Source organism: Neorhizobium sp. PAMB6716, assembly GCF_058242805.1.
Map to the genome: position 1 here is coordinate 1,062,754 of NZ_JBZAYW010000002.1, position 12,203 is coordinate 1,074,956.

At 61.3% G+C, this 12,203-nt stretch carries 13 protein-coding genes; 3 read left to right on the forward strand and 10 right to left on the reverse strand.

Annotated features, from left to right (window positions below; all coding sequences use genetic code 11):
• Positions 1-68: 68 nt before the first annotated feature.
• From AC4CWH_RS23460 to AC4CWH_RS23505, 10 genes are all read right to left on the reverse strand, one after another.
• Positions 69-1,367, reverse strand: a complete 1,299-nt coding sequence (locus AC4CWH_RS23460) for a Zn-dependent hydrolase (RefSeq protein ID WP_491321672.1) — start codon at positions 1,365-1,367, stop codon at positions 69-71.
• A complete protein-coding gene (locus AC4CWH_RS23465; protein WP_491321673.1) occupies positions 1,364-2,206 on the reverse strand; it encodes a BtpA/SgcQ family protein in 843 nt (280 codons plus the stop codon). The genes AC4CWH_RS23460 and AC4CWH_RS23465 overlap by 4 nt, the downstream gene beginning before the upstream one ends.
• Positions 2,203-3,111 (reverse strand): PfkB family carbohydrate kinase, encoded by a 909-nt coding sequence (locus AC4CWH_RS23470; protein WP_491321674.1) that lies wholly within the window; start codon positions 3,109-3,111, stop codon positions 2,203-2,205. Before AC4CWH_RS23470 ends, AC4CWH_RS23465 begins: the two co-directional genes overlap by 4 nt.
• A gap of 7 nt (positions 3,112-3,118) precedes the next feature.
• Positions 3,119-3,889 (reverse strand): glutamine amidotransferase, encoded by a 771-nt coding sequence (locus AC4CWH_RS23475; protein ID WP_491321675.1) that lies wholly within the window; start codon positions 3,887-3,889, stop codon positions 3,119-3,121.
• Positions 3,890-3,922: 33 nt separating this feature from the next.
• The gene (locus AC4CWH_RS23480) at positions 3,923-5,011 is read right to left on the reverse strand and encodes a phosphotriesterase family protein (protein ID WP_491287783.1); all 1,089 of its coding nucleotides are present in this window, start codon (positions 5,009-5,011) and stop codon (positions 3,923-3,925) included.
• Between the two features lie 6 nt (positions 5,012-5,017).
• Positions 5,018-6,031: an ABC transporter permease gene (locus tag AC4CWH_RS23485; RefSeq protein WP_491286013.1), complete on the reverse strand. Its 1,014-nt coding sequence runs from the start codon at positions 6,029-6,031 to the stop codon at positions 5,018-5,020.
• Positions 6,028-6,825: an ATP-binding cassette domain-containing protein gene (locus tag AC4CWH_RS23490; RefSeq protein WP_491286011.1), complete on the reverse strand. Its 798-nt coding sequence runs from the start codon at positions 6,823-6,825 to the stop codon at positions 6,028-6,030. Before AC4CWH_RS23490 ends, AC4CWH_RS23485 begins: the two co-directional genes overlap by 4 nt.
• Before the next feature lie 87 nt (positions 6,826-6,912).
• Entirely contained in the window at positions 6,913-7,854 is a 942-nt protein-coding gene (locus AC4CWH_RS23495; RefSeq protein WP_491286009.1) for an ABC transporter substrate-binding protein, read from the reverse strand.
• 132 nt (positions 7,855-7,986) lie between these two features.
• On the reverse strand, positions 7,987-8,496 hold the full coding sequence (locus tag AC4CWH_RS23500) for a helix-turn-helix domain-containing protein (protein WP_491287781.1): 510 nt from the start codon (positions 8,494-8,496) through the stop codon (positions 7,987-7,989).
• Positions 8,497-8,790: 294 nt separating this feature from the next.
• Positions 8,791-9,792, reverse strand: coding sequence for a sugar-binding transcriptional regulator (locus AC4CWH_RS23505; protein WP_491286007.1), 1,002 nt, complete (start codon positions 9,790-9,792; stop codon positions 8,791-8,793).
• Between the two features lie 198 nt (positions 9,793-9,990).
• Here AC4CWH_RS23505 and AC4CWH_RS23510 point away from each other — a divergent pair, with 198 nt between their 5' ends.
• From AC4CWH_RS23510 to AC4CWH_RS23520, 3 genes are read left to right on the forward strand one after another with little or no spacing between them, the layout of a single operon-like run.
• Positions 9,991-11,415, forward strand: coding sequence for a PTS galactitol transporter subunit IIC (locus tag AC4CWH_RS23510; RefSeq protein WP_491286006.1), 1,425 nt, complete (start codon positions 9,991-9,993; stop codon positions 11,413-11,415).
• Entirely contained in the window at positions 11,412-11,900 is a 489-nt protein-coding gene (locus AC4CWH_RS23515; protein WP_491286005.1) for a PTS sugar transporter subunit IIA, read from the forward strand. The genes AC4CWH_RS23510 and AC4CWH_RS23515 overlap by 4 nt, the downstream gene beginning before the upstream one ends.
• Positions 11,901-11,907: 7 nt before the next feature.
• Positions 11,908-12,192, forward strand: coding sequence for a PTS sugar transporter subunit IIB (locus AC4CWH_RS23520; protein ID WP_491286004.1), 285 nt, complete (start codon positions 11,908-11,910; stop codon positions 12,190-12,192).
• The last annotated feature ends 11 nt before the right edge of the window (positions 12,193-12,203 follow it).

The window sequence follows — 12,203 nt, forward strand, 5'->3', positions numbered from 1 at the left end:
AAGCGGGCCATCGGTTCACCCTGCTTGCTTCTCTGCCGGTTGTGTAATTCTCACTGCCCGAAAGACCCTCAGCAGGGCCCGGCATCTGTTGCCCCTATTTGCGAAAAGCCCTGTCCAGGTGCGCATGCAGCACTCAGGCGAAGGGTGGAATGCAACAGGGCCGTGGCGCCGAGGATGACGTTTTCGTCGGGCACAAATTCCGCTTCATTGTGGCTGATGCCATCCCGGCAGGGCACGAAGATCATGGCGGATGGGGCGACGCGCGCAAGAAATAGGGCATCGTGAAACGCGCCCGATACCATCGGTATGGAGGTGATGCCGCAGCTTTCGCAGGCTTGCAAGATAGCCTCGATCACGCCCTCGTCGAAACGGCCGGGCGGCATGTCGAAGCGTTGGGTCAGGGTCACGGTGCAACCCTGCTCTTGCGCTGCCGTCGTGCAGTGGGCGTTCACCACCTGCAGCATGGCTTGAAGTTTGTCGGCCTCCGGATGGCGGATATCGACGGTAAAGCGGACTTCGCGCGGAATGACATTGATCGAGCCCGGCTCGACGGCGATGCGGCCGACGGTGAGGCGCGCCAGCGCATCGCCTTGCATCACCGATGCCTGCAGCGCCGCCATGGCCTGCACGGCCGCTGCCATCGGATCCCGTCGATAGGGAAGCGGCGTCGTTCCGGCATGGGCGGCCTCGCCGGTAAAACAGATGTCCAGCCACTTGGTCCCCTGCACCGCCGTCACGATGCCGATGGCCACACCACTGCGCTCCAGGATCGGTCCCTGTTCGATGTGCAGTTCGACATAGGCGGAGACGGCATGGCCGAGCGGGCGCAATTCTGCGTCGGGCAGGGCGGTAAGTGTGGCGGACAGTTCGGATGAAAACAACGCGCCATCGGCGCCGGTCATGTCATGCCATTCATCGGGCAGCGATGCTGCGACAAAGGCCATGGAGCCCATGCAGCCGGGGGAAAAGCGGCTGCCTTCCTCGTTCGTCCAGGCCACCACCTCCACCGTCCGCTCGGTGGTGATGCCTAAATCTTCAAGGGCTTCCAGCACCTCGAAGGCCGAGAGCGTGCCGAGTGCGCCGTCATATTTTCCGCCACCCGGCTGGCTGTCGAGATGGCTGCCGATGAGAAGCGGCGCAAGATCGGGCTGCCGGCCCGACCGCTGGATGAAGAGGTTTGCCGCCGCATCCTGATAGACGAGAAAGCCGCGCGCGCCCGCAAGGTCCGCCAGAAGCCGGCGCGCTTTGCGATCCTCGATGCTCAGCGCCTGCCGGTTGACACCGCCGCCCGGCGTTGCGCCGATGGAGGCGAACCGTGCAAGGCGTCGCAACAGCCTTGATCCATCGACTGTCGGCGTGAGGGTCATCGGCGAATGCCTGCGATAAAATCCTTCACCCGCTGCGGCTCAACCGCATTCCACCAGACACCGTCGTATTTCAGCGAGCTGGCAACGATCACGCCGTCTGCCACGTCGAGAATGTCGTTGACGTTATCGGGCGTCACGCCGCTGCCAACCAGCGTCGGAAGGCCGGCGGCCTTTCTGATCATGCCGATATAACCGATATCGGCGGCATGCCCGGTTCTCTGGCCGGTGGCAATCACCACATCGGCATCGAAGAACACGAGATCCTTCACCTGTTCCTCGACCGGACGGTCGGAGACGATGGCATGGGCGCCGTGCTTGACATGTGCATCGGCAAATATGCGGATGCCCTTGGCCCGCAGATGCGCGCGGTAGCGCATGGCGCGCGCCGCCTCGCCCTCGATGAAGCCTTCGTTCGCCACATAGGCGTTCGCCCACTGGTTGACGCGCACGAAACCTGCGCCGGACGCCGTTGCGATGGCAAGGGCTGGAATGGCGGCATTGGCGAGCACGTTGATGCCGATCGGGCGGCCAAGTTCGCGACGGATACGGTCGGAGACGACAGCCATGAGGGCAGACGTCTCGTGGCCGATATCATCGGGCTTGGCAAAGGGAATATCGCCGTGGTTTTCGATGATCACGGCATCGCAGCCGCCGCCGAGATAGGCGCGCGCATCGTCCAGTCCACGCTGGTAAATGGCCTCGACGGCCTCGCCGTCATAACGCGGCGCACCGGGAAGAGGCGCCAGATGCACGACGCCGATGATGGCCTTGTCGCGGCCAAAAAGGTCGATCAGGGCATTGCCTGCAACCTGGCCAATGGATTTCGTGGTGTCACTCATGGGCGTTCCAGTTCGAATTTGGTGAGAAGGACGGCAAATTCCGCTCTGGACGGAAAGGATGCCACGGTTCCGGGCCGGCACACGGCAAGGGCTGCCGCCTCCATGGCGACCGCGATGGCCGGCGTCAACGGTTTTCCAAGCGACAGAAGACCGGCAACCGTGCCGGCAAAACAATCGCCTGCCCCGCTCGTGTCGCGTGCTTCGACCGGCAACCCCGGAATATGCAGCGGTGCGCTGTCTGCCGTTTCCTGAACCAGGCAGCCGTCTGCGCCGAGCGTGACGATGACGCCTGCCGCGCCGAGCTGCACCAGTTTTGCAATGGCCGCTGCCATGTCAGATGTGGCGGCAAGTGCCGCCGCTTCCGTGCGGTTGGCAATCAACAGGTCGACGGAGGAAAAATTAATGTCCACCTGCTGACCGAGCGGGCTCGGGTTGAAGATCGTGTAAAGGCCGCAGCTTTTGGCATGGGCAAGGCAGCCTTGCGTGACCTCCAGCGAAAGATTGCCCTGCATCAGCAGCGTATCGCCGGCCCTTAAATAGGGAGCAAGATTTGCGCGTGGATCGAAGGCGGCAGCGCAGTCAACGGCGCTGATGACGACATTTTCGCCCGCCTGATCCACCAGAATGGTCGAGCGGTCGGTGGCATTTTCTGTGCGCAACAGATCCTGCGCCGAAAGGTCTTGCACCAGCGTTTCAATCAGCTGTTCGGCAACTGCATCGGATCCGATGGCGGCATGAAACCTGATATCGGCGCCGACGCGGGCGGCTGCGACCGCCTGATTGGCGCCCTTGCCGCCCAGCCCTTCCGCCGTCAGCCTGCCATTGACGGTTTCCCCCGGCTGCGGCAGATGCGACAGTCCGAAGGTCGTATCAAGGCAGATATTGCCGACGACGTGAAGGCGCATGGTCTCTTCAGTCTTTCGCCGTGGCCCAGGCCAGCATCTGCTCGAACAAGGTCTTGTAGCCATCCCAGGCAATGAATTCCGGCGGCAGCCAGTGGGGGCCGACATCGGAGGTCCAGGCGAGCGTGCGGCCCTTGCCATAGGTGCCGGTGACGAGAAGCGGCAGATCGCCGTATTCGGACGAGACCGTTGCGAGAACGGTCGCATCGGGCTTGGCCACAACTTCATTAAAGCCGAGAAGATAAGGCCAGTCGGCGCCAAGCCCCGAAAGGATCGGGTGCGGCTCCGTTGCCGTCACCACGGGGTTAAAACCTTCCGGCACCTCAACGCGGTCGTCAGCAGAAAGGCAGGTGACGGGCAGGATCTCCTCGATGGGCGTCTTGTGGAAACGCGCGCCGCCATTGATGCCCTGGAAGCTGTAGTAGCCGCCGAACATCAAAAGTGCGCCGCCGTTTTCCACATACTGCTTCAGGAGTTTCAGGCGGTTCGGCGTGCGCTTGGAATGGATCCAGGTATCGGGATGCAGAAGCAGCGTGTTGGCGCCGATATCGGAGAGGATGATGGCGGCGTATTCGTCGAGCGCTTCCAGCGTCTGCGGAAAATCGCGCTGTGCTTCATGGGCGGGCATGAAGGTCACATCGAATTCGCTCGCCTTCAGCGCCTTCAGGAGTTCGTCGGCGCCGGTGTGGTAGGTGACGGTCGGAAACTGGTCAAAACCCTTGATATGGGTAGCGGTGGAGACCCAGGATTCACCGGCGAGAAGAACTTTTTTCTTTGTCATGTCTGCTCCTGCAAAATTGGTCGTACCAGGCCGTCAGGCCGCGGCGGAAAACACGGATTTGGGGTTGTCGATGAGCATCCGGTCTATGGCCTCCTGCGTCATGCCGTGTCGCTTCAGGCGCGGCAGGAAGTGCTTCAGGATATAGCCGTAACCGAAGCCTCCATAACGGGTCAGCATGATCTTCAGGAACACGTCCTGCGACAGGAGAAGACGGTCGCAAAAGCCCATCTCCACCAGGCTTGCGATGGCGCGGGCGTTTTCCTCGTCCGACGGCGACTGTGCGTCCTGGTCGGCATAATAATAATCCATGCCGATCATGTCGTATTCGAGAAAGGCGCCGCGTTCGGCCAGGCTCTTCTGGTAGGGCAGGTCGTTGTGGCTGGGGTTCATGTGGCAGAGAACCGTATGCTTCAGATCCGCCCCCTCCTCCTCGATCATGTCGAGCACACGGTGGGCAAGCCGCTCCCAGCCCGGCAGATGGATGGAGAGCGGCAGGCCAGTGATGCGCGAGGCACGCGCCGACGCGCGCAGCGACTTCTGTTCCTCGGCGGTGAAATCCTTGCTGACGCCGACCTCGCCGATGATACCGGCCATGATTGCCGGTTGCGTTTCGCCACCGCCGACATCATCGACAATGAACTGCGTCACCGCATCCAGATCCATGGCTTTCAGCCATTCGGGATGGGTATGCTCCAGATAAAAGCCGGTGCCCATGACGATCTTCAAGCCGGACATGCGGGCAACGCGGTTCAACTGCTCGGCATTGCGGCCAATGCCGAAATTGGTGGTTTCCACCACGGTGTGGCCGCCGAGCGCCTGAAACCGCTTCAACTCGGACAGAGCGAGGTCGCCATCATCCAGCGAAACATTGTCGCGGTTCATATAGGGGTTCATCCGCAACTCGCCGATGATCTCGATATTGACCGGCTGTTCGGCAATCGCCCGCTCATCCGGATGGCACGGGCATTTCCACGAGGTCGCGCCATCGAGAAAGATGTGCTCGTGCATCAGCGTCACGCCCATGTCGGCAATCGGCACCGGTCCGAGCACCGTCATCACGGTGCCCGAGCGCACGCCGATCGGGTGGCGGGGCGGCAGTTCGTCCTTGAAGAGATGGTCCATCATGGATCAACGGCTCCGTGCGCCGCCCTTGAAAAGGCGGAAGTTCAGCCAGATGGCAACGAGAATGATGAGGCCCGTCACGATGGGCGTGAAGAAGGGCGACATGTGCGAGAGGATGAGGCCGTTGGCGATGACGGCAACCGTCAGCGCGCCAAGCACGGTGCCGACGACAGTGCCGCGCCCGCCGAACAGGCTCGTTCCGCCAAGAACCACGGCCGCGATCACATCCAGCTCAAAACCCTGGCCGGCATTGGAGGAACCGGAGCCGAGGCGGGCGGCCAGAATGATGCCGGCGGTTGCCGCCGCCATGCCGGAGATGACGTAGACGCAGAGCGTGACGACGCGGGTATTGACCCCTGCTCTTCTCACCGCCTCGGCATTGGCACCGATGCCGGTCACGTAACGACCGAACGGCGTTTCGTTGAAGGTAACGAAGGCGGCAATGAGAATGACGATGGCAATCAGCGCGGGAGCCGGCACGCCAAAAATCCAGGCGCGGCCGATTGCGGTAAACGGGCTCGACGGTTCGACCGGAATGGAATAACCGCCGGTGATGAGCAAGGCGAGCCCCCGGATGACCGACAGACCGGCCAGTGTGACGATGAAGGAGGGGATGCGCTCATAGGCGATGAAATAGCCCTGGATGAGACCCGTCAGCGCGCCAAGGCCGAGCATCAGCAGAATGGTGAGCGGCCAGGGAATGCCGGCTTGCAGGGATGCCGCCGACAGCGTGGCCGAGAGCGCCAGAACCGAACCGACGGAGAGATCGATGCCGCCGGTGGTGATGACAAAGGTCATTGCGGCGGCAACGATCAGCAGCGGCGCCGACTGGCGGATGATGTTGAGGAGGTTCGGCGCGGTCAGGAAGGCATTCGTGTAGACGCTGAAGATGATGCAAACGACGAGGAAAAACAGCGCGATCGACACGATGCCGCCATTGGCGATGGCCCGGTCGATGAGGCGTGCCTTGCGCAGGCGCGGCGGGTGCGAGGGGTTGGCGTGGGAGTGCGGCACGGTCATGCGGAAACGCCTTCATCTGCAGCGCGCCCGGCGGAACGGGCGGAAAACTTTCGTCCGACGATCAGATTGACCACCTCTTCGATGCTGGTGTCCTCAATGCGCCGTTCGGCCACGTTTCGACCTTCGTACATCACCTGGATGCGGTCGCAGACGAGAAACAGGTCCTGCAGACGGTGCGTGATCAGGATGACGCTGACGCCTTGGGCGCTGACCGTGCGGATCAGTTCCAGCACAGCCTCCACTTCCGCCACGGCAAGGGCGGCGGTCGGCTCATCCATGATGAGGACGGACGGGTTGAACGAGGTGGCGCGGCCAATGGCAATCGACTGGCGCTGCCCGCCTGAGAGGTTTTCCACCTTCATGCGCGTATCGGGAATGACGATGCCAAGGTTGGAGAGCATGGTGCGGGCGCGGGCATGCATGGTTTTCTTATCAAGCAGGGGAATGCCGCCGAGCCGCCATTTCGGCTCGCGGCCGAGAAAGAGATTGCCCGCCACATCCACCGTGTCGCAGAGGGCAAGGTCCTGGTAGACCATTTCCACATGGGCGGCCCGCGCATCCGCCGGCGACGTGAAGGACACCGGTTTGCCGTCGATCTCGATTGTTCCGGCGTCCGGAATGACCGCGCCTGAGAGAACCTTGCTCAGGGTGGATTTACCGGCGCCGTTATCGCCGACCAGACCCAGCACTTCGCCGGGTTTCAGGCTGAGCGACGCGTCGTCAAGCGACTGCATCGTGCCATAACGTTTGGAAATACCGGTCATCCTGACGCGGTAGGTGTCAGTGTCGATCATCACAGTCATGCCTTGCACGCTTGCCGGAACAGGAAACAGCACTGGGGTGCCACGGCAACATCGCCGCCGTGGCACCTCATGCGGAGCTTACTTGAACATGCCGCGGAACTGATCGACATTTTTCTTGGTGACGATGGTGACGGGCACATTGATGATCGGCTCGACCTTTTCGCCCTTCTTCAGCTTGGCCAGCGCTTCAACCGCAGCCTTGCCTTCACCGGCCGGATCCTGCTGGATCACGGCGGTGACCCAGCCCTGATCGATGCCGTCGATGGCGGATTTGGTGAGATCCCAGCCGAACACCTTGATGCTGTCGGTGCGGCCCTGGCTCGCAACGGCGGAGACGGCGCCGAGAAGAGCCGGTTCGCCGGTCGCGTAAAGCGCCGACATGTCGGGGTTGGCCGTCATCAGGTTTTCGGCAGCGCTCAGCGCCACGTCCTGCACGTTCTGGCCATCGACCGTGTCGAGGAAGGTCACTTTCTGGCCGCCGGCCTTGACCGCCGACTTGAAGCCATCGAGACGCTGGTTCTGGATGAAGGAGTTGAGCGCGCCGACGACGCCGACCTTTGCCGCGCCGCCCATGCTGCCCTTGACGTAATCGGAGAAGAACGTGCCGATCTCTTCGCCGGCCTTGGTGTTGTCGACGCCGACGAAGGCGACGTTGTCGCCATCAGGGATCTGCGCGTCGATGGCGATGACGGGAATGCCGGCCTTCTTTGCCGCCGTGATGGCAGGCTTCACACCATTGACATCGATGGCGACGAGAATGATGCCGTCGACCTTCTGGGTGATGTAGTTCTCGATGGCGTCGTTCTGGGCTGCGGGCACGTTGTTGGCGTTGAAGATCACGAGGTCTGCATTGGCAGCCTTGGCGGCGGCCTTTGCGCCATCATTGATCTGGTTGAAAAACAGCGCCTGCTGGTTGATCGTGACCAGCGCGAACGTATCGGCCAGCGCTGCCCCTGCCCCAAAACCCGCCGAGATGGTGGCGGCCACGGCGCAACTCAAAAGATATTTCGTAAGACGCATGGAAGTTCCCCTTGTTGCGGCCCGTTCAGGGCTCGTCACGAATTCACGAGGGGAAGTATTCAAGTAACTTGAATGAATGTCAAGAGACTTGAATGACGGCCTGCATGGTTTTCGGGCAGCTGAAAAACCTGCTCAAAACGTTGCCGGCGTGTTGACCCAGAAGATGCTCGCCCGCTCCGTTCCGACATTGCGATACCAGTGTGGCCGCTCGGAATTGAACACGAATGTATCGCCGGCACCAATGCGATAGGTGCGCTCATCCACCATCAGTTCGATTTCGCCAGCGAGCACATAACCCACTTCCTCGCCCACATGGCGGATCGGTTCCTTGCTCTGCCCGCCCGCCTCGATATGGTGGATATTGCACTGCAGAAGATGCCCGGCCGAATAGGGAATGACCCGCTCCAGCGAAATGCCCTCGCCGCGGCGCAGCGGATCAAGCGCGATCAACGGCCGCGTGCCGGCACGAAACACGATACCTTCGTCACCATCGGTTTCCTCAAACATCCAGCCGATATTTGTTCCGAGCACGCCGACAAGCCGGTGCAGCATGGGAAGCGAGGGCGATGCCTTGCCGTTTTCGATCTTGGAGAGCAGGCTTTCCGAACATTCCGCCGCGAGCGACAGCGCCTTCAGCGTCATCCCGCGCGATTGGCGCGACAATTTCAGCCGTGCGCCAAGGCGTGCCGGATTGGAATGGATCTTGTCCTCGCCCCTGTCTTCACGAAGCTCGGCCCTTGGCTGCGGATCTAGCATATTCATTATTCGGCATCACATTTAATCAGGGCGCGAGTTTAACGCTTCGGATTAATCGATGTCCAGCATGCGGCACAATTGGCGGCGATGGGCATCAAACAAGTGCAGGGAACAGCGTGTCGGCTCCTTTGGGCGGCTTCAGTCTTTCACCCTTCGAAAGGAGCGGCTAGACGCCCAGCTCTAACCCGGCGGCGGTTCCGCGCTTTTTGGGCGTTCGGCAACCAGACCGGCTGCTATGCTGTGGTCGATCACAAGCGTGTTGGCGATGCCAGCCTTCAAGAGGGCGAGCAACGGCTTCGTCTTGGCCATCCCGGCTGCCACGACCACATTATCCGCCTTCTGCAGGTCTGCAAACTCTATGCCGGTATGTCGGTCATTCAAACCGGTATCGGCGCGTGATCCATCTGATTTCAGAAAATGTCCGGCCACTTCGCAGACGGCTCCCACCTGGCGCGCATCCTTCAGTTCGCCTGCGGAAATGCCGGACGCAAGAAAGAAGCTGCCGGTTTCTTCACAGCTGCCGCAGGAAATGACGTTGAAATCCGTGGAGGCCATCTCGGCAAGGATCGGGCGAATATAGGAATCGGCCTTCAGCGCGGCGCAGGTTTCTGCAAGGCCAAGGACGAAAGGGATGGGCAGCGTGCGGGCGCTTCCGCCGACAATCTCTGCCATTTCCAGGCTGAGCGAATAGGCGCTGGTTCCGTCGTCATTGTGCGATGCCCCCATCAGTGCAACGATGCGGGAGTCCGGCTTCGACAACATGCGCATCGCCTCGATCGTGCGGCGAACCGTCGTACCACCGCCGACCCCGACCGAAACATTGCGCGTGTTGAGGATGCGCCGGCTGACATAATTCGCCGCAGCAATGCCGACCGCATCCTTGCGCTGGGGATCAAGCAGCGGATCTTCCGGATTGGCGGCGTCGGCTGGCGGGGTTAGAATGCAGCGGGCAAGGTTGTAGGTGGCGGCGATCCAGTCTCCCAGCGCAAGCGTTTCGGCCATCTGGTGTTCGAGGCTGATCTTGACGAGGCCGCTTTCGCGCGCCGCAGACAGCATCCGCACGACCTTGGTCCGCGACACTTCCAGTCGACGGGCTACTTCTTCCTGCCCCAGCCCATGAACGTAATAGAGCCAGGCAGCCATTACCTGCAGGTCATGATCGTCCGAGCGTATGCGCGACATCGCTTCCGTTCCTTGCTGAGTCCCCTTGGCGCCAGTATGCCGCAACTTTGCCCGCAAACCAAATCGATTGCACATTTGCGCAGTTAATGCACACTTGACACAGGTTGCCGAACTGAACAATATGATCGTCGACGAACAAAAGTGCATCCAGGGGAGTGGATGCAGGTGTTGACGGTCATTCACGTGAGGGAGGAAAACGTGGACGCATTCTTGAGCGGCCTGAAGGCCGTTATTGACGATTTGGGAGCGACCGTGCTCCTGCCCATCATGATCTTCATCATCGGCCTTGTCCTGGGTGCCAAACCCGGCAAGGCCTTCCGCGCCGGTGTCACCATCGGGGTCGCCTTCATCGGCATCAATCTGGTCATCGGGCTGATGTGGACGAACCTCAGTGACGTCGCGCAGGCGATTGCCACGAATACAGGGGTCACCCGCGACGTCGTCGACGTTGGCTGGCCGTCGTCGGCCGCCATTGCCTTCGGCTCGCAGGTCGGTCTCTGGGTTATCCCGATTGGCATTGCAGTCAACGTCGGCCTGCTTCTGCTCGGCTGGACGCGCACCTTGAATGTCGATGTGTGGAATTTCTGGCACTTTGCTTTTGTGGGCTCGCTGGTGACTGCGGCGACCGGCTCCCTGCCCTACGGGCTTGCGGCCGCTGCCCTCATGGCAGCACTGTCCCTGTTCTTTGCGGACTGGAGCGCGAAATCGGTGCAGGAATTCTATGGTCTTCCAGGCGTTTCTGTGCCGCACCTGCTGTCGGCGCAGATCCTGCCCATCGCTATCCTGACCAACTGGCTGATAGAGCGTATTCCGGGCCTGCGTGACATTGATCTGTCCACCGATCACATCCAGAAGCGGTTGGGCGTTGCCGGCGAGCCCGTGATCCTCGGGCTGATCATCGGTCTCGTTCTGGGCCTTGTCGGCTTCTGGAACCCGGCGGATATTCCGGCCATGACGGCCAAGGTGCTGAAGGCCGGCATCAACCTTGCAGCCGTGATGTTGCTGCTTCCCCGCATGGTCAAGATTCTGATGGAAGGGCTGATACCGGTTTCGGAGGCGGCGCGTGATTTCGTGCGCAAGCGCGCTGGCGACCGGCAGATCAATATCGGCCTCGATTCAGCGATCCTGATCGGCCACCCGGCGGCCATCTCGTCGGCTTTGCTCCTGGTTCCGATCGCCATTATTCTCTCGATCATCCTGCCCGGCAATCGCGTCATTCTGTTTGCCGATCTGGCGGTTATCCCGTTCGTGGTGGCGCTGGCAGCGCCCATCGTGCGGGGCAATGTCCTGCGCATGGTCATTATCGGCACGATCACGCTGACGATCGGCTTCTACATTGCAGGCTCTCTTGCGCCCTTGTTCACGTCGGCAGCTGATAGTGCCGGCTTCAAGATGCCGGCCAATGCCAGCCAGATCACGGCCATCGGGGATGGTTTCGTGTGGATCGGCTGGGTCGTGGTGAAGCTGTTCAGCGGCTTCGGCTGGCTGGCTGTGCCTGCCATCGCGGCCGTGATCGGCATTTGCATCTGGCTGCTCAAGGCTCGCGCCGCCACCATGGAAGCGCTCGCATCGGCCAGCCCGGATAAGACCGCCCCATCCAAAGGCAGCAGGGTATCTGCATGACAGACAGTGCAAACGCGACGAACTTCCTCTCCAGGGAAGACATTTTCACCGGACTGACGTTACGAAGCTCCAGCGAAGTGATCGGTCAATTGGCCGATCATCTTCTGCGCCGCGGCAAGGTTCACCCCAGTTATCGCCATGCGGTCGAACAACGCGAGCTGGAGATGCCGACCGGACTGCCGCTGGAAGACGGTTTGGCGGTTGCCGTACCCCACACGGATCCGCACCATGTCATCGCCTCGGGTGCTGCGGTGGCAACGCTGCGGGAGCCGGTGACCTTCCGCAGCATGGATGACCCGGACAAGGAACTGCCCGTTCGCCTGGTTTTCATGCTGGCCCTGCGCAACAAGGAAGAACAGCTTGAGATGCTGTCGGCCATAGGCCGGCTCATTCAGGACAATAAAACGCTTCAGTCTCTATGCGAAGCGACAGAAAGCGGTCAGATCTACGCTGACATCGATCGTCATCTCAAACTGGGAGGTTGAGACTACCATGGCCAAGAAAACAGTCCTCGTTGCCTGCGGCACTGCCGTTGCCACATCCACCGTCGTTGCCGCAGCCATTGCCGAAGCGATGGGCGATCGTGGAATTGACGTTGAGACCCGCCAGTGCAAGGCGACCGAAGTGCGCAGCCTGCTGGATGGCGTCGATCTGATCGTGTCCACGACGCCACTGCCGCCCAACCTGCCGAAACCGGCCATCGTCACGCTCGCCTTTCTGACGGGCATCGGTCGCGACGCCGAAATCGACAGGATTGCCGATATCCTGCGGGCCTGAGACAGAAGGAG